The organism is Cupriavidus necator, assembly GCF_040578825.1.
Lineage (GTDB): Bacteria > Pseudomonadota > Gammaproteobacteria > Burkholderiales > Burkholderiaceae > Cupriavidus > Cupriavidus necator_E.
The window spans coordinates 30,743-51,398 of record NZ_JBEFLI010000051.1 but is presented as its reverse complement, the minus strand read 5'-3'; the positions used below and the strand labels follow the sequence as shown (position 1 = coordinate 51,398).

Here is a 20,656-nt window from a genome sequence, read left to right as displayed (position 1 = left end):
GTACTTGATAGCCAGCCGCTCAGGCGACGCGCTTTTTGGTTACTTTTTGTCGCTCGGACAAAAAGTGACCCGCCCAGGAGGGCGGAACCAAGCGGTTCAACACCAACAACATGTCACCAACAGCGAAAACCAGTCGAGCATCGACAAAGATGTAACCCGTAACGCACACCCCCACCCAAACCAATCCCAATCACCCCCCAAAAATCCGGGAATACCCCAATTCATCCATACTTGTATATACAAGACTATACATCCCTATGCGTCGCAGCCAAAAACCCATCCGCGCCGCCCCGAACCCGCAAGACCCAAAGGAGCACCCCATGACCACCCCCACCCGCTTCCGCGACACCGAAATCCGCGCCCCGCGCGGCACCAAACTCACCGCGAAGAGCTGGCTCACTGAAGCCCCCCTGCGCATGCTGATGAACAACCTCGACCCCGAGGTTGCAGAAAACCCCAAAGAACTCGTCGTCTACGGTGGCATCGGCCGCGCCGCCCGCAACTGGGAATGCTACGACCGCATCGTCGAAGCCCTGACCCGCCTGGAAGACAACCAGACCCTGCTGGTCCAGTCCGGCAAGCCCGTCGGCGTGTTCCAGACCCATCGCGACGCCCCGCGCGTCCTGATCGCCAACTCCAACCTGGTCCCCCACTGGGCCAACTGGGAACACTTCAACGAACTCGACGCCAAGGGCCTGGCCATGTACGGCCAGATGACCGCAGGCAGCTGGATCTACATCGGCAGCCAGGGCATCGTGCAAGGCACGTATGAAACCTTCGTCGAGGCCGGCCGCCAGCACTACGGCGGCGACCTGAAGGGCCGCTGGGTGCTGACCGCCGGCCTCGGCGGCATGGGCGGCGCGCAGCCGCTGGCCGCCACGCTCGCCGGCGCCTGCTCCCTCAACATCGAATGCCAGCAAAGCCGCATCGATTTCCGCCTGAAGACCCGCTACGTCGACGAACAGGCCACCGATCTGGACGACGCACTGGCCCGCATCGACCGCTACACCTCCCAAGGCAAGGCCATCTCGATCGCGCTGTGCGCCAACGCCGCCGAAGTGCTGCCAGAGCTGGTGCGCCGCGGCGTGCGTCCGGACATGGTGACCGACCAGACCAGCGCGCATGATCCGCTCAACGGCTACCTGCCCGCCGGCTGGAGCTGGGACGAGTACCGCGAGCGCGCGCAGCGCGAGCCGGCCGTGGTGGTCAAGGCCGCCAAGGCATCGATGGCCGCGCATGTGCGCGCCATGCTCGACTTCCAGCAGGTGGGCGTGCCCACCTTCGACTACGGCAACAACATCCGCCAGATGGCCAAGGAAGAAGGCGTCGCCAATGCCTTCGACTTCCCCGGCTTCGTGCCCGCGTACATCCGCCCGCTGTTCTGCCGCGGCATCGGCCCGTTCCGCTGGGCCGCGCTGTCCGGCGATCCGCAGGATATCTACAAGACCGACGCCAAGGTCAAGGAACTGATCCCCGATGACGAGCACCTGCACCGCTGGCTCGACATGGCGCGCGAGCGCATCAGCTTCCAGGGCCTGCCGGCGCGTATCTGCTGGGTGGGGCTGGGCCTGCGCGCCAAGCTCGGCCTGGCCTTCAACGAGATGGTGCGCAGTGGCGAGCTGTCGGCGCCGGTCGTGATCGGCCGCGACCACCTGGACTCGGGCTCGGTCGCCAGCCCCAACCGCGAGACCGAGGCCATGCAGGACGGCTCGGACGCCGTGTCCGACTGGCCGCTGCTGAACGCGCTGCTCAATACCGCCAGCGGCGCCACCTGGGTCTCGCTGCACCATGGTGGCGGCGTGGGCATGGGCTTCTCGCAGCATTCCGGCGTGGTGATCGTGTGCGATGGCACCGATGAGGCCGCCGCGCGCATCGCCCGCGTGCTGCACAACGACCCCGCCACCGGCGTGATGCGCCATGCCGATGCCGGCTACCAGATCGCCGTCGACTGCGCGCGCGAGCAGGGGCTGGACCTGCCGATGTTGCGTAACTCTTTGCGCGACTGATCCGGCGGCCGACAAGAGCCGCTGTGCCGAGCCGGGCCGCCGTGCGCGCCCGGCCAACTCCATTCCATTCACGGAGACACCCATGTCAATCAACACCACCGCCGGCGTGGCGGTCGCCGCGCCACCGGCGCAGTTGTCACGCACGCGCGCCATTGCCGCCATCACCATCGGCAACGGCCTGGAGTTCTACGATTTCGTGGTCTACAGCTTCTTTGCCACGCTGATCGGCCGCCTGTACTTCCCCGTGGACAATCCCACCGGGCAGTTGCTGATGTCGTTCGCCACCTTCGGCGTCGGCTTCCTGATGCGCCCGCTTGGCGGCCTGCTGATCGGCATGTACGCCGACCGCGCCGGGCGCAAGCCCGCGGTGGCACTGACGCTGTGGCTGATGGGGCTGAGCTCGCTGATCTTTGTGGTGACGCCGCCGTACGCGCAGATCGGCCTCCTCGCGCCGGTGCTGGTGGTGGTGGCGCGGCTGGTGCAGGGCTTCGCCATCGGCGGCGAAATGGGCGCCTCCACCGCGCTGCTGCTCGAATACGCCGACGACCGCACGCGCGGCTTCTATACCGCGTGGCAGCCGTTCAGCCAGGGGCTGGCGGCGCTGCTGGGCGCGATCACCGGCCTGGTGCTGAGCAACGTGCTGGCGCCGGCGGACCTCGAAGCATGGGGCTGGCGCCTCGCCTTCCTGATCGGCATCCTGGTGATTCCCGTCGGCCTCATCATCCGCCGCCGGCTGGAAGAAACCGCCGCGCCGGTGCGCCATGGCGAGCACGCCGCGCAATGGCCGCTGCTGCGCCGCCACGGGCGCGAGGTGATCGCCAGCATCCTGCTGATGGTCGGCCTGGCCTCGTCGACCTATATCGTCGTCTACTACCTCAGCAACTACGCGGTGAGCGTGCTGAAGATGCCGCTGTCGCTGGGCATCTGGGCGGCTTGCGTCGCGGCGCTGGTGCAGGTGGTGCTGTCGCCGTTCGCCGGCTGGCTGGCGGACCGCGTCGGCCGCAAGACCGTGGTGCTGTGGTCGCGCGTGGCGCTGCTGGCGATGGTCTATCCGGCCTTTGTGCTGATCAATGCCGAGCCGTCGCTGACGCGCCTGCTAGTGGTGGTGGGCTGCCTGTCGGTGCCGATGTCGATGACCGCGCCGGCGTCGATGGTGCTGGTCAGCGAGGTGCTGCCGCAGCGGCTGCGCGCAACGGGCCTGTCGATTGCCTATTGCGTGGCGATTGCGATCTTCGGCGGCTTTGCGCAGTATTTCTCGACCCGGCTCATTCAGATCACCGGTGATGTCAATGCGCCGGCACTGTATGTGATCGGCTGCGGGCTGGTGTCGCTGGTCGGCCTGGCGATGGTGCCGGAAACGCTGGGGCGCCGTCTGAAATGAGCGAGGCAGCAACACGGGTATCGCCCGGACCGTCCGACACGGTCTGGCGCGGCCGGCGCGATGCCGGCGAGGCGGGCGATACCCGCCGCATGTTTGAAATCGTCGCCGGGCGCGCCACTACGCGCGAGGCAGGCGTGCCGGTGCTGCTGGGCTTCTGCTGCGATGCCGGCGTGCTGCGCAACCAGGGCCGCCCCGGCGCCGCCGGCGGTCCGCGCGAGATCCGCCGCGCGCTGGCCGGCGTACCGGCGCATGCGATCGGCCGTTTTATCGACGGCGGCGATATCGTGTGTGAAGGCGATGCGCTGGAAGACGCGCAGCAGCGGCTGGGCGCGGCGGTCGCCGCCGAACTGGCCGCGGGCGCGTTCCCGCTGGTGCTGGGCGGCGGGCACGAAGCGGCGTGGGGCACGTGGCAGGGGTTGCGCGCGCATCTCGATGCGCAAGGCGACCGCGGCCGCGTGCTGATCGTCAACCTCGATGCCCACTTCGACCTGCGCGGCACGCGGCCCGGCAGCTCTGGAACGCCGTTCGACCAGGTCGCCAGCGATTGCCTGCGCCGCGGCGAGCGCTTCGATTATGCGTGCCTGGGCGTGAGCCGGCTCGGCAACACCGCCGCGCTGTTTGCGCGTGCCAATGCGTTGGGGGTGCGGTATGTCGAGGATGTCGACATGCAGGAGCGACACCTTGACGCGCAGCTGGCCGAACTCGACCAGTGGGTGGACGAGGCCGACCATGTGTACCTGACCATTGACCTCGACGTGCTGCCCGCGGCGGTGATGCCGGGGGTGTCGGCACCGGCGGCGTATGGCGTGCCGCTGGTGGTGGTGGAAGCGATTGCCACCAGGCTGCGTGACAGCGGCAAGCTGCGGGTGGCGGATATTGCGGAGTTCAATCCGCTGTATGACAGGGATGGGTGTGGGGCGCGGGTTGCAGCGAGGTTGTGTTATCGGTTGCTTGGGGGCTGAGCCAGGCCAACGGTTTTGGGTGCTCAAAGGCCGCCCGAACCAGCCTAAGCAAGGTGTTCTACCAACTTCCCACACTTCACTTTCCCCACCCAAACCCTCGGGTTAACACCTAGAACGCCGTTCGGTTTCCCGAACGGCGTTTTCCCATCCCGGTCCGGATTCCCGAACCGTGCGCCGGAAGCACTTAAGTTTCCCATTTAAATTCAACAACTTACATCCAAAAAGAAAGCCCTCCCGGCTGGCACACCCCGTGCATATAGGGCGCCCGCTGACAGCGCCAACAGGTCGGCCGGCACGCCCCAGTCGTCCCGGCCCATGCCAAAAAACAAAGGAGGAAACACATGTCTGACCCCGCCTTGCACACCCCCCATATCGCCGCCCGGGCGAACCGCTGGCACCTGTTGCCGCGCTGACAAAACTCACGGCCGGTCCGGCACTCCCAAACGCCGCCCAGCCTTTCCGCAATACAGACGCCCGTCCCGGCATCAACACTCGCCAGGGAACGGACGCACAGGCCTGATCCACGATGAAACTGAATCGACTGCCCACCCTGATCTTCATTGCGATGCTGCTCGGCGTGCTGGTCGGCACCGCCGCGCACAATATGGCGCCGGACGCCGCCACCGCCAAATCGATTGCGAACCACCTGTCCATCCTGACCGACATCTTCCTGCGGATGATCAAGATGATCATTGCGCCGCTGGTGTTCGCCACGCTGGTGGCAGGCATTGCCAGCATGGGCGACGGCCGCGCCGTCGGCCGTATCGGCATGAAGGCGATGATGTGGTTTATCGTCGCCTCGGTCACCTCGCTGCTGCTGGGCCTGGTGATGGCCAACCTGCTGCAGCCGGGCCACGGCATGAACCTGGCGCTGCCGGCCGCTGACGCCACGTCGAACCTGAAGACCGGCGCACTGAACCTGCGCGACTTCATCGCCCACATGTTCCCGAAGAGCTTCGCCGAGGCGATGGCGCACAACGAGATCCTGCAGATCGTGGTGTTCTCGCTGTTCTTCGGCTTTGCGCTGGGCACCGTCAAGGACGGCGTGGGCAAGCCCGTGCTGCAGGCTATCGAAGGCCTGGCCGAGGTGATGCTGAAGGTCACCAACTACGTGATGGCGTTCGCGCCGGTGGGCGTGTTCGGCGCGATCGCGGCGGTGATCACCGCGCAGGGCCTGGGCGTGCTGATCGTGTACGCCAAGCTGATTGGCAGCCTGTACCTGGCGCTGGCGCTGCTGTGGGTGGCGCTGATCGCCGGCGGCTACTACTTCCTGGGCCGTGACGTGTTCCGCCTGCTCAAGCAGATGCGCGCGCCGCTGATGATCGGCTTCGCCACCGCCAGCAGCGAATCGGCCTACCCGAAGGTGATCGACCAGCTGACCCGTTTCGGCGTCAAGGAGCGCATCACCAACTTCGTGCTGCCGCTGGGCTACTCGTTCAACCTGGACGGCTCGATCATGTACACCTCGTTTGCCGCGCTGTTCGTGGCGCAGGTGTATGGCATCGAGCTGTCGCTGACCCAGCAGATCACCATGCTGCTGGTCCTGCTTATCACCAGCAAGGGGATCGCCGGCGTGCCGCGCGCCTCGCTGGTGGTGGTCGCCGCCGTGCTGCCGATGTTCGGCCTGCCGGAGGCCGGCATCCTGCTGGTGCTGGGCATCGACCACGTACTCGACATGGGTCGCACCGTGACCAATGTGCTCGGCAATGCCATTGCCACCGCCGTCGTCGCCAAAAGCGAAGGCGCCATCGGCGCGCCGGTACCGTCCGAGGAGGATGAACCCGTCGCGGATACCACCACCGGCCTGGCATCTGCCCAGGTCGTGGCGGGCAAGTAACAGCGTCCGCCTGGCGTGCCAGGGCCCGGTTGCCGACGAGGCAACCGGGCCTTTTTGCATTCGGGCGCGGGATCTTGCTCCCTCGCTGTGGTAAAAGTAGGACCCGCGCCGGCCCCCCGCCTTCCCCGCGCGGCGGCTTTGCCACCTGCCTTACCCAACACCTGATGACCGGCCCGCTACACCCCCGCGGCGATACCACCCGCCCGCCTTCCTCCTTTGCCGCCTCCGCTGCCGGTGCCGCTCCCGCTGGTGCCGCCAATGGCGCCACGCGCCGGCCGCATGGCCTGCGCGGCGCCGCGCCGCTGCTGGCATTGCTGGCGCTGGCGGTGCTGGTGGGACTGGCCGGCTCGCTCGGCTACCGCTACAGCTACGACACCGCGCTGGCGCGCCAGGCCGAGCGCGGCCAGGTGCAGCTGCGCCTGTACACCCAGGCGCTGGAAAGCGAGCTGGCCCACTACGACTACGTGCCCGGCCTGCTGTCGCTGGATGAACGCATCGCCGCGCTGCTGCTGCGCCCGGACGACCCCACGCGGGTAGCGCGCGCCAACGACTACCTGAGCGCGCTCAATACCCGCGCCGGCACGCGCGTGGTCTACGTGCTGGATGCCCACGGCAAGGTGCGAGCCACCAGCAACTGGCAGCGCCCGGACAGCTACCTGGGCGAGGACCTGAGCTTCCGCCCCTACTTCCGCTCGGCCATGGACGGCCAGCTCGGCCGCTTCTACGGCGTGGGCACCACCCGCAGCGAATCGGGCTACTACCTGTCCGCGCCGCTCGGCGACCGCGACAACCCGACCGGCGTGGCGGTGGTCAAGATCGGCCTGGAGCCGCTGGAAAACCGCTGGCAGGGTGCCGACAGCCAGATGCTGCTGACCGACGAGAACGGCGTAGTGATCCTGGCCTCGGACCCGTCGTGGAAACTGGCCGCGCTGCGCCCGCTGTCGGACGAGACACGCGAGCGGCTGTCGCGCAGCCTGCAGTACAACCGCGCCCCGCTACCGCAGTTGCCGCTGGCCACGGTGCGCAAGCTGGCCAATGGGAACGGGGGCAACGGGGGCAACGCGGGCAACGGCGGCAACACCAGCAGCGATGAACTGGTGCGCCTGCGCCGCGGCCCGCCGATGCTGGCGCAGCATGCCGCGCTGCCCGGCACCGACTGGCAGCTCACGCTGCTGACCAACACCTCGCTGGCGCGCGTGGCGGCGCTCAACACCGCCGCGCTGGCCGGCGTGCTGACCGCCTTCGTGCTGCTGCTGGGCGCGGCCTGGAACGTGCGCCGGCGCATCATCAATGAACGCCTTGCCGCGCGTGCCGCGCTGGAAGCGGCCAACAGTGAGCTGGAGCGCAAGGTGGCCGAGCGCACGGCCGACCTGTCTGCGGCCAACCAGCGCCTGCAGGCCGAGGTGGCCGAGCGCATCCGCGCCGAGACCGTGCTGCGCCAGGCGCAGGACGGGCTGCTGCAGGCCGGCAAGCTGGCCGCGGTGGGGCAGATGTCGACCGGCATCGCGCATGAGCTGAACCAGCCGCTGGCGGCGCTGCGCACCATTTCCGGCAATACCGGCAAATTTCTCGAGCGTGGCGACTACGGCACGGTGCGCGCCAACCTCGACACCATCATCGGCCTGGTCGAGCGCATGGGCCGCATCACCGGCGCGCTCAAGTCGTTCGCACGCAAGTCCGGCACCGGCAGGCGCCAGGCCAGCCTGGCCGAAGCCATCGACAACGCGCTGTTCCTGCTGCAGACGCGCGTGGACGCGGTGCAGCCCGGACTGCAGCGCGATATCGACCCGGCGCTGGCGGTGGTGTGCGATCCGAACCGGCTCGAGCAGGTGCTGGTCAATCTGCTCGGCAATGCGCTCGACGCAGTGGCCGGCACGCCCCAGCCGCGCATCGCGCTGCATGCGCACCTGTCCGGCGGCATGGTGCACCTGACCGTGCGCGACAACGGCACGGGCCTGTCCGAAGAGGCCTTCGCGCGGCTGTTCGAACCGTTCTTCACCACCAAGCCGGCCGGACAGGGACTGGGGCTCGGCCTGACGCTGTCGGCCGGCATCCTCAATGAGAACGGCGGCAGCCTGTCCGCCGCCAACCACCCCGACGGGGGCGCGTGTTTCACGCTGGTGCTGCCGCTGGCGCCGCCGCAGGAAGCCAACCCGGCCACCACACAGGATGCAAAGCATGCCGGCTGACCTGACCGTTCTGATCGTCGAGGACGATGCCGATGTACGCCTCGGCTGCGAGCAGGCGCTGCGCCTGGAAGGCATCGCCACGCGCGGCGTGGGCAGCGCCGAGGCGGCGCTGCGCGAGGTTGGCCCGGGCTATCGGGGCGTGGTCGTCAGCGATATCCGCCTGCCGGGGCAAGACGGCATGGCGCTGCTGGCGCAACTGCGCGGGCGCGACCCGACGCTGCCGGTAATCATGATTACCGGCCACGGCGATGTGGGCCTGGCGGTGCAGGCGATGAAGCAAGGCGCCTACGATTTCCTGGAGAAGCCATTCTCGCCCGAGCAACTGGTGGAAGCCACGCGCCGCGCGCTGGAACAGCGCCGCCTGGCGCTGGAAGTGTCAGAACTGCGCGAACGGCTGGCCGGGCGCCAGAAGCTGGAAACCCTGCTGATCGGCCATTCGCCCGCGGTGGAACGGTTGCGCCGGCTGATCGCAGACCTCGGCGCCACCGATGCCAACGTGCTGATCCACGGCGAAACCGGCACCGGCAAGGAGCTGGTGGCGCGCTGCCTGCACGAGGCGAGCCAACGCCATGCGCGCAACTTTGTCGCGATCAATTGCGGCGGGTTGCCGGAGCAGTTGTTCGAGAGCGAGATCTTCGGGCATGAGGCCGGCTCGTTCACCGGCGCCGCGCGCCGGCGCATCGGCAAGATCGAGCATGCCGAGGGCGGCACGCTGTTTCTCGACGAGATCGAGAGCATGCCGATGCCGCTGCAGATCAAGCTGCTGCGGGTGCTGCAGGAACGCGTGGTGGAGCGGCTCGGCTCGAACCAGCCGGTGCCGGTCAACGCGCGCGTGGTGGCCGCCACCAAGGCCGACCTGCGCGTGCTGTCCGATGCCGGCCAGTTCCGCGCGGACCTGTACTACCGGCTGAACGTGATCACGCTGGAGCTGCCGCCGCTGCGCGAGCGGCGCGAGGATGTGCCGGCGCTGTTCGAACACTTTGTCGCGCAGGCGGCGCTGCGCTTCGCACGCGAAGCCGTGCCCGCGTCGCCGGCCGAGCTGGCCGCGCTGGTGGCCTACCCATGGCCGGGCAATGTGCGCGAGCTGCGCAACCTCGCCGAGCGCCATGTGCTGGGACTGGGCTGCAACCCCGGCCAGGGCACCACCGCGCCCGAGGCGCTGTCGCTGGCGCAGGCGGTCGAGCAGTTCGAGCGCGCGCTGATCGCCGACGCGATGCGCCGCCACGACGGCAACCTGAGCCGCGCCAGCGAAGCGCTCGGCATGGCCAAGACCACGCTGTTCGACAAGGTGCGCAAGTACGGGTTGTAAGCCAAATGTCAACTCAGCCGTGCAAGCTTGCGGACTGCGCCGATCCATCACGGCGCGACAAGACATGCTGAAGCGGCTGCTGAATTCCGACGCGCCCGCCCCGCGCATTGTCGACCGCGCCGGGAACCACCTCGTCAACACGGTGTCTGCGTTACTGGTTCAGGGGGTTGCATCCCCGGTACAAATGTGCGGCGAAGAACAAAAGTGCGTCTGAATATAGTTTTTTCTTACTTATAGGCTTGCCTTTGCGGCATATTATGGGGTTCCGGCAAATCCGGACCCGAGGCATGCAATTTGCGGAATTGGTTGCAGCCTCAGGAAAATGACAAAAACGTCAAATTAAAACAAACAGCCGTCCGGCCGGCGGGGAGCGGGCCAGGACACAGGGTCAGTCAACCATTGGCAGTGACAAGAACGCGGCGCAGTGCCTGGCGCCGCGTGCGCATTCCGAACGCGACTGCCTTCAGGACCACGGGTGATTGGATGAAACTGGATCCGGCACTGGCTGAAAAGCCTTACTACAGCACGCGTACAGCGGCAAAACTGCTCAATGTCTCATTGGGTACCGTACAAAAGATGGTGGAACGCGGCGAACTGGGCGCATGGAAGACCAACGGCGGCCATCGACGCATCCACAAGGAGACCGTGCATCGCCTGCTGGCGACGCGCATCGGTCACGAACCCGCCTCGCCGCACGGCCTGGACCTGGTGGTTTTCCATCCCAACCACCAGGAAGCGCAGCGCATCCATAGCCAGCTCGCCAAATGGGGGCTGCCGCTCAAGAGCGTGGTGGTGGACGATGTGCTCGACACCGTGATCACGTCGGTCAGTGCGCATCCGCGCGTGGTGCTCTACTACGTCGAGGAACTGAACGACAACGAGTCGGCCACCATCGAGAAACTGCAGAATTTCTTCGCCAGCCAGCACGTGATCTTTGCGGTGATCACGAACCGGCAGGCCTATGACGGCGTCGCCGACGCGCTGCAGCACTGGGGCATCATGGTGTTCCTGAAGACGCCTTCGCTGGAAGAAGTCAAGGGCTTCCTGCGCGCGCAGTTGATGATGGGGCGGGCTACCTGAGGCCGGGCTGACCTATTCCGGCTGCCGGTTTGCTCCCCTCTCCCGCTGGCGCGCTGGCGGGAGAGGGAGCAGCCAAGTGGTGAAGCTTCAGGCCACCGCCGCACGACGCGGCGTCACCACCCCCACCTGCCCATCCGCCTGCGCCATCATCCACCCATACAGGTTGCGCGGATCCGGCGGCATCGCCACCAGCTCCACCGCACTGCCAACCCGGTGCGCATGCGCCGCGGCATACAGCCAGCGCAGCGCCGAGTAGTCTTCGAGCGCAAACCCCACCGAGTCGAACACCGTGACTTCGTCGGCCGCCGTGCGTCCCGCCGCGCGGCCGGCCAGCACCTGCCACAGCTCGGTGACGGGCGCGTCGGGCGGCAGTTGCTGGATCTCGCCTTCGATACGCGTCTGCGGCTCGTACTCGACCACGATACGCGCGTGGCGCAGGATGTCGGCATGCAGCTCGGTCTTGCCGGGGCAGTCGCCGCCGACCGCGTTCAGGTGCATGCCGGGGCGCACCATCTCCGGCGTCAGGATGGTGGCGCGGGTCTTGTCGGCGGTCACGGTGGAAACGATGTCGGCATCGGCCAGCGCGGCTTCGATCGACGCCGCCGCATGGATCGTGAGTCCCTGCACGCCCGACAGGTTGCGCGCCAGCCGCGCCGTGGCGGCGGGATCGATGTCATAGGCGGCGATCTCGCGCACACCCAGCATGGCGTGGAAGGCCAGCACCTGGAACTCCGCCTGCGCGCCGTTGCCGATCAGCGCCATGGTGCGGGCGCCGGGCCGGGCCATGGCGCGCGCGGCCAGCGCCGAAGTGGCGGCGGTGCGCAGCGCGGTGGCCAGCGTCAGGTCCGCCAGCATCAGCGGGAAGCCGGTTTCCACTTCGGCCAGCAGGCCGCACGCCATCACCGTGGGCATGCCGTGCTGGGCATTGCGCGGATGGCCGTTGACGTATTTAAACGCGTACTGGATGCCGTCGCTGACCGGCATCAGCTCGATCACGCCGCGCGCCGAATGGCTGGCCAGGCGCGCGGATTTGTCGAAGGCGTCCCAGCGCAGGAAGTCCTGCCGCACCTGCTCCGCCATCTGCACGATGGCGGCCGGCGCGCCGACGGCGGCCACCAGGCGGGCCACGTCGTTGGCGTCGAGAAACAGCGACCGGGCGGTATTGTTCATCATTGTCTCCGGGGGATGGGGTGTGGATATCAGGCAGCCGCCGCGGCAATGCGCCGCCCGCTGCTGCGGTCCAGCCGCAGCGTCATGCAATACGCGCCGCCGCCGGACAGCATGAAGGGGGACAGGTCGACCTCGTGCAGCGTGTAGCCGCGCCGGCCCAGCTCGGTGCGCAGATGCGGCGTGGTGCGGGTCATCACCACCTGGTCGTCCAGGTTGACCGCGTTGACGCTGAAGTGGCGCAGGTCGTCGGCGGTGGCCTCGATGCGCAGCCGCGCCGGCACGCGCGCGCGCAGCTCGCGCAATGCGGCTTCGCTGAAGGCCGGCGGGTAGTACAGCACCTCGCCCCCGGACAGCGGGCAGAAGCACACGTCGAGGTGGTAGCTCTGCTCGGTGGCCAGTTCCAGCGCCACCACGTCCTTGCCGAAGTAGTCCGATACGGCGGTCGCCGCCTCGTGCGACGAGCGCGGCCCGAAGCCGGCCCAGAAATGGCCGCGGCCGGCGTCCCAGATGCAGTCGCCCGCGCCTTCCTGGAAGCAGCCTTCGGGCAGCAGCGCGACGTGGTCCAGCAGGCCGCGCTCGCGCAAGCCGCCAAAGATCGCGGCGAACGGGGCTTCTTCGCCGCGGCGCTGCGGATAGCGGAAGCGCGCCAGCAGCGCGCGGCCGTCGAGGACCACGGCGGCGTTGGCCGGGAACACCATGTCGGGCAGCCCCGGCGCGCCGGCAGCCACTTCCACCGCAAAGCCGGCCCGGCCAAGCGCCTCGCGCAGCCCCTCGAACGACTGCATCGCACTGCGGTGCATGCCGCGCGGATCGCGCGCCCAGGCGGCGGGGTCCATCCACGGATTGATGCTATACGACACGTCGTAGAAAGTCGGCTCGACAAGCAGGATCGTGGGGGTGTTGATCACGGCGGCTCCTTTTGGGTTCTTGGTAGTGGGGTCGGGAAAGAAATCGGTCGATTCAATTCTCCGGCAGGCCCGCGCTAACTAATAGCCAGCAATTTGCGCAATTTGCGCCTACCATTCAGCAAATTGCCAGCCTGTTCCGGCAAATCGCAAAGCCTCTCTACCGCCCCGCCATGGATGCCACGGATCACCAGCTGCTAGCCCTGCTGCGCGACAACGCGCGCACCCCCGTCACCGCGCTCGCCCAGGCGCTGCGCGTGTCGCGCGCGACTGTGCAGAACCGGATCGACAAACTGGAAAAAGAAGGCGTGATCGTCGGCTACACCGTGCGTTTGCGGCCCGAAGCCGAGTCGCACCGCATCCGCGCGTGGATGACCATCGCGGTGGAGGGCAACAAAGCCCGCACCGTACTACAGGCGCTGCGCGGCGAGCCCAACGTGCAGGCACTGCACACCACCAACGGCCGCTGGGACATCATTGCCGAGCTGCGTGCCGACACCCTGGAGGCGTTCGACCGCACGCTGGACCGGGTCCGGCTGATCGACGGCATCAGCGCCACCGAGACCAGCATCCTGCTGTCGACCTACAAGCTTTAGGGCACGGCGCGGGCAGCGACCGGACCGCCCCATTACAGCGGCAATGTTCTTGTGCGGTGCAGAATGCCCCGACATGGGGAACTATCTGCACCACAGGCAACGGAATATATCAACGCGTGATATATTTCATGCACCATTCCAAAGCGCCCCCCGTCACAAGAATGCCAACCGCCCCCGCCGTCTCCGCCCTGGCGCAGAATGCCCGTGCCTGGCTGCGCACATTTGCCCCCGTTCCGGTCGCCGCCAGCCGCCATGAGCGCCTCAAGGGTTGCATTGGCGCCTTGCTCGGCCTCTTTTGCACCGAGTGGATCTGCCACCAGACGCTGGGTGGCTTCAATCCCTGGTTCGTCGCCCCGATGGGCGCTTCGGCAGTGCTGCTGTTCGCAGTGCCGTCCAGCCCACTTGCGCAGCCATGGTCGGTGATCGGCGGCAACCTGCTGGCGGCGGTTGTCGGCGTGGCGTGCGCGCGCTGGATACCGGATCCCGGCCTGGCTGCGGCCACGGCGGTAGCGGTGGCAATTGCGCTGATGTTCCAGTTCCGCTGCGTACATCCGCCCAGTGGCGCGGTGGCGATCACCGCGGTGTTCGGCGGGCCCGCGGTGAGCGCGCTGGGCTTCGGCTTTGTGGTAGTGCCGGTGCTGTTCAACTCGATGCTGATGCTGCTGATGGCGCTGGCCTTCAATAACCTGTCGCAGCGGCGCTACCCGCACCGGCCGCCCGAGCCCGCGGCCCAGCATGGAACTAAGGACGTGCCGCCGACCCAGCGCGTGGGCTTTATCCGCGCCGACCTGGATGCGGCGCTGAAGGCGCGCGGCGAATTCCTCGATATCGAAGAAGACGACCTGGAGCAGATCCTGGTGGCGGCGCAGCTGCGCGCCTACCGGCGCCACTTCGGCAATGTGCTGTGCGGCGAGATCATGTCGCGCGATGTCATTACGGTGCGCCCCGACCAGCCCGCCCACGAGGCCGGCCACCTGCTGTCGCGGCACCGGATCAAGGCGCTGCCGGTGGTGGACGCGAACCGCAAGCTGGAAGGCATCATCACCCAGAGCGATTTCTTCGCGGCGCAGCGCGATACCGGTGCGCGCCGGCTGGCGGGCACCGTGCGCAACCTGATGACGCGCGTCGTGGTCACCGCGCGCGCCGACCAGCCGATGGTGGAGCTGGCGCAGGCGTTTTCCGATGGCGGGCTGCATCATGCGCCGGTGATCGACGACCAGCGCCGCGTGGTCGGCATGGTGACCCAGTCGGACCTGGTTGCGGCGCTGCTCAAGAGCGGCGTGATGGCGGTGCCGGCCTGAGCCCGGCTGCGCTCGCTGGCCGGCTGTTCCTTCCCGCCTCTTTTCCCTTCGCCCTCCCCTCGTTCCCGCTACCGCGGGGACGGCGCCGCGCCGCTGTTCAATGTCATCAAGCTATGGCACTGTGGGCGCATCCGGGCATGCTGCACTGCGGTGACGGCTGACGCACCCGCCCCCCGCTTTGGCATGGCCCGACACGACGTAGGCTATATTTACGCCGTTTCCGTCACCCCCGACGGCTAGGAGAGCCATCAAATGAGTTCCGGCCAGTTAATCGAAAAGATCGCCGCGGTCTTTGCCCTGATCGTTCTGATCGGCGGCTCGCTGCTGGTGCTCGCGCCGTTCACTACGGCGCTGCTGTGGGGCGCCATCCTGGCCTTCAGTTCCTGGCACCCGTACACCGTGCTGTCGCGCTGGCTGGGCAACCGGCGTGGGCTGGCGGCGCTGATCTGCGTGCTGCTGGCCACCGTGATCGTGCTGGGCCCGTTCGTCTATGCCGGCGCCAGCTTCTCGGCGCATCTGGACGAGCTGTCCGCGCTGGTCGACCGCTATGTCGAGCAGGGCCTGCCGCAGTTGCCGGACTGGCTCAGCAGCCTGCCGCTGGTCGGCCCCTATCTGCATAGCTCGTGGGACAGCGTGATCAACGCCGATTCCGAGATGATGGCCAACCTGCGCAAGCTGATCGCGCCGGTGGGCCATGTGCTGCTGGGCGCCGGGCTGTCGCTCGGGGCCGGGCTGGGCCAGCTCGCGCTGTCCATCATCCTGGCGTTCTTCTTCTATACCGGCGGCGAGTACGCCATCGCCTGGCTGCGTGCCGGCATGCGCCGCATCGCCGGCGAGCGTGCCGACCACTTGCTGGAACTGGCCGGCAGCACCGTCAAGGGCGTGGTCTACGGCGTGCTGGGCACGGCCTTTATCCAGGCGGTGCTGGCCGCCATCGGCCTGTGGATCGCGGGCGTGCCGGGCGCGGCCATCCTCGGCTTCGTCACCTTCTTCCTGTCGGTGATCCCGGTCGGCCCGCCGCTGGTGTGGCTGCCGGCGGCGCTGTGGCTGTACCACACCGGCGCCACCGGCTGGGCCATCTTCCTGGTGGTGTGGGGCGTGGTGGTGGTAGGCATGGCCGATAACGTGGTCAAGCCGCTGCTGATCAGCAAGGGCACCGGCATGCCGCTGATCTGGATCATGCTGGGCGTGCTCGGCGGCGCGCTGGCGTTCGGCTTCCTGGGTGTGTTTATCGGGCCGACGCTGCTGGCGGTGGCCTATGCGCTGCTGCGCGACTGGACCGTCGGCTCGCAGGGCGAGTTGAAGGAGGACCTGCGGGTTGCCGAGGCGATGGCTTCGGGTGCGCCGGCCGCAACGGCCGCGGCCACGGCGGCGGCAAACCCCTCCACGCCGGCAGGAGCGGCAACTGCGGCCGGCCCGGCAAGTCCGGCAAATCCAGCAAATCCGACAGCGGCGGCTGACCCTGCCATGGTCGACAATCCCGACGTCCCGCCGGCGGCAACCGGCAAGCATCCCGGCTGATGGCAGTACACGAAGCGCCCCCTACGGCTGACACCACCTCCGACACCTCGCCCCCCGCGCTGCACCGGCTGGTGGCGTGCGAATACTGTGACGCAATCTACGAGCGCACGCCGATCTCGCCCGGCGAGCGCGCGCTGTGCCTGCGCTGCGGCGGCGAGCTCTACCGCGAAAGCCGCCGCCACTACCGCCGCCTGCTGCCGCTGGTGATCACCGCGCTGATCCTGTTCCTGATCTCCAACGCCTTCCCGATCGTCGAGATGGACCTCAAGGGCGTGCGCACCGAGACCACGCTGGCGGGCGCGGTGCAGGCGCTGTACGACGACAACATGGCGCTGGTGGCGGCGCTGGTGTTCGCCACCACCATCCTGTTCCCGCTGTCAGAGCTGCTGATGATGACCTACCTGCTGATACCGATGGCGCAGCACCGCATGCCCGCCGGCTTCGACCGCATCGTGCGCGGCATCCGCCAGACGCGCCCCTGGGGCATGATCGAGGTGTTCATGATCGGCGTGCTGGTGACGCTGGTGAAGCTCTCCACCATGGCGCGGGTGCTGCCCGGCGTTGCGCTGTGGTCGTTCGGCGCGCTGGTGATCGTGCTGGCGGCGATGCTGTCGTTCAACCCGCGCGACCTGTGGCGCTACCTGGAAACGCCTGCAGACAAGGCTGATGCTGCTGACGCCGAGGAAGGCCGATGACAGGCACGCCGCGAATGCCGCCGCAATCCACGCCGCCCCGCCCCAACAGCCGCCTGGCGCGTCCGCGCCAGCTTGCGCGCGACGTGGTGGCGGAGCTGACCGACGACGACGAACGCACCCCGCTGCCCCAGGTGCCCACCGCGGCCCGCCTGGGCCTGCTGTCCTGCCACGCCTGCGACCTGGTCAGCCCGCGCACACTGGAGGGCGAGCCCTGCCCGCGCTGCGGCGCCAGGCTGCACCATCGCAAGCCCGACAGCCTGGCGCGCACCTGGGCCTTCCTGCTGGCGGCCTATATCCTCTATATCCCGGCCAACCTGCTGCCGGTGATGGTCACCCAGTCCATTCTCGGCACGCAGGAGGACACCATCCTGTCCGGCGTGATCTACCTGTGGCTGTCCGGCTCGCACATGCTGTCCGTGGTGGTGCTGATCGCCAGCATCATCGTGCCGCTGCTGAAAATGGTGATCCTGACCTTCCTGTTGTTGTCGGTACATTTCCGCTCGAGCTGGCGGATCCGGCAGCAGACCCGGCTCTTTGGCCTGGTCGAGGTAATCGGCCGCTGGTCGATGCTCGATATTTTCGTGGTGGCGCTGCTGGCCTCGCTGGTGCGGGCCGGCGCGCTGGCCACCATCATCCCTGGCGGCGGCGCGCTCGCCTTTGGCGCGGTCGTGGTGCTCACCATGCTGGCCTCGCTCAGCTTCGATCCGCGCCTGCTGTGGGATTCGCTGGAACATGACAATGCCCGACACTGACAACCAACCCTCTACCCCGCCGCCGGCGCAGCCTGCTCCGCCGGGGCTGCCGCGTCCCGAACGCCGCCGCCGCGCCCGCTGGATCCCCTCGCTGGTCTGGCTGATCCCGATCGTCGCCGCCGTGGTCGGCGTGTCGCTGCTGATCCATACGCTGGCCTCGCGCGGGCCCGAGATCACCGTCACCTTCCGCACCGCCGAGGGCCTGACGCCCGGCAAGACCGCGGTGCGCTACAAGGATGTCGATATCGGGCTGGTCAAGTCGGTGCGGCTGGCACGCGACCGCTCGCACGTGGTGGCGATGATCGACCTGACCAAGGACGCCGAGAACTTCGCCGTGGCCGATACCAAGTTCTGGGTGGTGCGTCCGCGCTTTGCCGCCAGCGGTGTGTCGGGCCTCGAGACGCTGCTGTCGGGCGCCTACATCGGCGTCGACGCCGGCAAGTCGGAAGAGTCCGCGCGCAGCTTCAAGGGCCTGGAAGTGCCGCCGGTGGTCACCACCGATGCCTCGGGCAAGCAGTTCGTGCTGCGCGCCGCGGAGCTGGGCTCGCTCGATATCGGCTCGCCGGTCTACTACCGGCGCGTGCAGGTCGGGCAGGTGGTGGCCTACCAGCTCGAGCCCAACGGGCGCGACATCACGCTGCGAGTCTTCATCAACAAGCCCTATGACAAGCTGGTGACCGCCGACACGCGCTTCTGGCATGCCAGCGGCGTCGACCTGAAGCTCGATGCCGGCGGCCTCAAGCTGTCGACGCAGTCGCTGGTGACGGTATTGCTGGGCGGCGTCGCCTTCCAGGCGCCGGACCACACCGCCGCCACCGAGGCCGCAGCGGAGAATACGCAGTACCTGCTGGCCGCCGACCAGACCGAGGCGATGAAGGAACCGGAAGAGCTCGCGCCGACGCTGGCCGTGCTCAACTTCGACCAGTCGGTGCGCGGCCTGTCGCCAGGCGCGCCGGTGGACTTCCGCGGCGTGATCGTGGGCCAGGTGCGCTCGATCGGCCTCGAATACCAGCGCGACAAGAAGGCCTTCCGCATGCCGGTGGTGGTGGAGCTGTACCCGTCGCGCATGGGCTTCCGCGAACGCGACGTGGAGGACCGCGCGCGTGCCCGCCAGATCATCGAAGGGCTGCTCAAGCGCGGCATGCGCGCGCAGCTGCGCACCGGCAACCTGCTGACCGGCCAGCTCTACGTGGCGCTCGACTTCTTCCCGAAGGCGGCGCCGGCCAAGGTCGACCTCGATGCGCCGATCCCGGAATTCGCCACCACGCCGGGCACCTTCGACCAGCTCCAGGCGCAGGTGGGCGATATCGTCAACCGCATCGACAAGGTGCCGTTCGACCAGATCGGCCAGGACCTGCGCACCACGGTGGCTAGCCTGAACAAGACGCTGGCCACCGCCGACAAGCTGGTGCAGCAGCTCAACGGCGACGTCGCGCCGCAGGTGCTGGCGGCGCTGCAGGACGCGCGCAAGACGCTGACCACGGCCAACGGCACGCTGGCGTCCGACGCGCCGCTGCAGCAGGACACGCGCCGCATGATGCAGGAGCTGACGCGCACCGCGACCTCGCTGCGCACGCTGACCGATTACCTCGAACGCCATCCCGAAGCGCTGCTGCGCGGCAAGACGGAGCAAGAATGATGAAGTGCCTTCCTTTCACCCGCTTGCTCGCCGGCGGCCTGGCCGCGGCCGCGCTGGCAGGTTGCGCCTCGCCCGAGCCGCGTTACTACACGCTGGCGCAGGGGCCGGCCGCGGTGGCCACGTTGCCGGCGACGACACCGGCGGCATCGACCAACACGCTATGGCTGGAAGTCGCGCCGGTGCGCGTGCCGGAGCGGCTCAACCGGCCGCAGCTGGTGGTGCGCGATGGCGGCGGCGGCGACGCCAGCCTGCGCTTGCTCGACCTGGCGCGCTGGTCGTCGCCGCTGCCGGACGAACTGCGCGATGCCCTGTCGCAGCGGCTGCAGGCGACGCTTGGCGCGGTGGATACCTACCAGCAAGGGTTGTCGGATGTGCAGCCGCTGTACCGGATCACTACTGAAGTCCTGCGGCTCGATGCGGACGTAGGGCAGCGGGCTGGCGCCACCATCAACTGGACCGTGCGGCGGTTGCCGGATGGCAAGGTGGTCAGCGGACGGACGCAGGCAGAGCTGCCGGCGCCAGGTGCGGTGGATGGCGTGGTGGCGGCGTATCGGGAGATCGTGGCGAGTACGGCGGCCGATATTGCGGCGGGAGTGCAGGCGTTGCGGCGGTAGTCAAGGGGAGCAAGCGCGCGCGATCGAACAGGCAACGCCATGACGGATGGCGTCAATCATCTCCCCAGGCCGCCGCATCCCTCTCCCTGCGCGCCGCCGCCTCGGCCACCCGCCGCCGGTCCGCCGCCGCCATCGCCGCCAGGCACTCCGCTGCCCCACCCTGCACCAGCCTTACCGGACACGCCAGCATCAGGTTCTTGCCAAGGCCAAAATCCTCCACCACGAACCCGCGCGCATCCAGCGGCCGCCCTTGCTCGTCGGTGACCACCGCTGCGCGATCGCGCACCGTGCCGGTCTCCGCGCCATAGCCCCATACCGGCTTCTGCAGCGCCACCGCAAATCCCACCTCGAACGCCGTGCCGGAGTCCGGCTCGCCCGGACCGCGGAAATCGTCGAGGTTGGCCATCACCATGTCGGCGCGGCGCAGCAGCGCGATATTGGCGTCGTAGATCCAGCGCGCGGCAGCGGGGCCGGACAGCCCTGCGGGCACTGACTTGTCGAGCGGATACAGGCCGGTGAAACCGTGCGCGGTGCACAGCGCCTTGAGGTGTTCGCCCCAGGCAAGCGCATCCTTGCGAAAGACGTCAAAGCCAGCCAGGTAGATGGTTTTCATGGCACGTGGAGTCAGGAAGAGAATGACATCCGGAGGATAACCCGGCGCTCGCGCCGCAGACCGCCGGCAAGGTGCTGACGCCGGTG

General features: G+C 68.0%; 17 protein-coding genes. 14 read left to right on the top strand and 3 right to left on the bottom strand.

Features of this window, described 5'->3' with window-relative positions:
- Positions 1-320: 320 nt before the first annotated feature.
- From hutU to AB1I47_RS22915, 7 genes are all read left to right on the top strand, one after another.
- The gene (gene hutU, locus AB1I47_RS22945; protein ID WP_354686011.1) at positions 321-2,006 is read left to right on the top strand and encodes a urocanate hydratase; all 1,686 of its coding nucleotides are present in this window, start codon (positions 321-323) and stop codon (positions 2,004-2,006) included.
- Between the two features lie 82 nt (positions 2,007-2,088).
- Positions 2,089-3,387: an MFS transporter gene (locus AB1I47_RS22940; RefSeq protein ID WP_354686010.1), complete on the top strand. Its 1,299-nt coding sequence runs from the start codon at positions 2,089-2,091 to the stop codon at positions 3,385-3,387.
- Complete coding sequence (gene hutG, locus AB1I47_RS22935; protein ID WP_354686009.1) at positions 3,384-4,349, top strand: formimidoylglutamase; 966 nt, start codon at positions 3,384-3,386, stop codon at positions 4,347-4,349. Before AB1I47_RS22940 ends, hutG begins: the two co-directional genes overlap by 4 nt.
- A 526-nt stretch (positions 4,350-4,875) precedes the next feature.
- Positions 4,876-6,186: a dicarboxylate/amino acid:cation symporter gene (locus AB1I47_RS22930; RefSeq protein ID WP_354686008.1), complete on the top strand. Its 1,311-nt coding sequence runs from the start codon at positions 4,876-4,878 to the stop codon at positions 6,184-6,186.
- 164 nt (positions 6,187-6,350) lie between these two features.
- Entirely contained in the window at positions 6,351-8,375 is a 2,025-nt protein-coding gene (locus AB1I47_RS22925) for a sensor histidine kinase (RefSeq protein WP_354686007.1), read from the top strand.
- On the top strand, positions 8,365-9,684 hold the full coding sequence (locus AB1I47_RS22920; protein ID WP_354686006.1) for a sigma-54-dependent transcriptional regulator: 1,320 nt from the start codon (positions 8,365-8,367) through the stop codon (positions 9,682-9,684). The genes AB1I47_RS22925 and AB1I47_RS22920 overlap by 11 nt, the downstream gene beginning before the upstream one ends.
- A gap of 483 nt (positions 9,685-10,167) precedes the next feature.
- On the top strand, positions 10,168-10,764 hold the full coding sequence (locus AB1I47_RS22915; RefSeq protein ID WP_354686005.1) for a helix-turn-helix domain-containing protein: 597 nt from the start codon (positions 10,168-10,170) through the stop codon (positions 10,762-10,764).
- 87 nt (positions 10,765-10,851) lie between these two features.
- Here AB1I47_RS22915 and AB1I47_RS22910 read toward each other — a convergent pair whose 3' ends face one another.
- Positions 10,852-11,934, bottom strand: coding sequence for an ornithine cyclodeaminase (locus tag AB1I47_RS22910; protein ID WP_354686004.1), 1,083 nt, complete (start codon positions 11,932-11,934; stop codon positions 10,852-10,854).
- Positions 11,935-11,963: 29 nt separating this feature from the next.
- Positions 11,964-12,842, bottom strand: a complete 879-nt coding sequence (locus AB1I47_RS22905; protein WP_354686003.1) for a dimethylarginine dimethylaminohydrolase family protein — start codon at positions 12,840-12,842, stop codon at positions 11,964-11,966.
- A 170-nt stretch (positions 12,843-13,012) separates the two neighbouring features.
- On the opposite strand from AB1I47_RS22905, the gene AB1I47_RS22900 reads away from it, so the two are divergent.
- The 7 genes from AB1I47_RS22900 (at position 13,013) to AB1I47_RS22870 (ending at position 19,957) form a co-directional block, all read left to right on the top strand.
- Positions 13,013-13,435, top strand: a complete 423-nt coding sequence (locus AB1I47_RS22900) for an Lrp/AsnC family transcriptional regulator (protein WP_354686002.1) — start codon at positions 13,013-13,015, stop codon at positions 13,433-13,435.
- A gap of 161 nt (positions 13,436-13,596) precedes the next feature.
- Positions 13,597-14,736 (top strand): HPP family protein, encoded by a 1,140-nt coding sequence (locus AB1I47_RS22895; RefSeq protein WP_354686001.1) that lies wholly within the window; start codon positions 13,597-13,599, stop codon positions 14,734-14,736.
- Between the two features lie 252 nt (positions 14,737-14,988).
- Complete coding sequence (locus AB1I47_RS22890) at positions 14,989-16,257, top strand: AI-2E family transporter (protein WP_354686000.1); 1,269 nt, start codon at positions 14,989-14,991, stop codon at positions 16,255-16,257.
- Complete coding sequence (locus AB1I47_RS22885) at positions 16,257-16,952, top strand: paraquat-inducible protein A (protein ID WP_354685999.1); 696 nt, start codon at positions 16,257-16,259, stop codon at positions 16,950-16,952. Before AB1I47_RS22890 ends, AB1I47_RS22885 begins: the two co-directional genes overlap by 1 nt.
- Complete coding sequence (locus tag AB1I47_RS22880; protein ID WP_407935887.1) at positions 16,949-17,704, top strand: paraquat-inducible protein A; 756 nt, start codon at positions 16,949-16,951, stop codon at positions 17,702-17,704. Before AB1I47_RS22885 ends, AB1I47_RS22880 begins: the two co-directional genes overlap by 4 nt.
- Positions 17,691-19,343 (top strand): PqiB family protein, encoded by a 1,653-nt coding sequence (locus AB1I47_RS22875; RefSeq protein ID WP_354685997.1) that lies wholly within the window; start codon positions 17,691-17,693, stop codon positions 19,341-19,343. Before AB1I47_RS22880 ends, AB1I47_RS22875 begins: the two co-directional genes overlap by 14 nt.
- Positions 19,340-19,957: a PqiC family protein gene (locus AB1I47_RS22870; RefSeq protein ID WP_354685996.1), complete on the top strand. Its 618-nt coding sequence runs from the start codon at positions 19,340-19,342 to the stop codon at positions 19,955-19,957. Before AB1I47_RS22875 ends, AB1I47_RS22870 begins: the two co-directional genes overlap by 4 nt.
- A 52-nt stretch (positions 19,958-20,009) precedes the next feature.
- Here the strand turns inward: AB1I47_RS22870 and AB1I47_RS22865 are convergent, their stop codons facing one another.
- Entirely contained in the window at positions 20,010-20,570 is a 561-nt protein-coding gene (locus tag AB1I47_RS22865; RefSeq protein ID WP_354685995.1) for a nucleoside 2-deoxyribosyltransferase, read from the bottom strand.
- Positions 20,571-20,656: the final 86 nt, after the last annotated feature.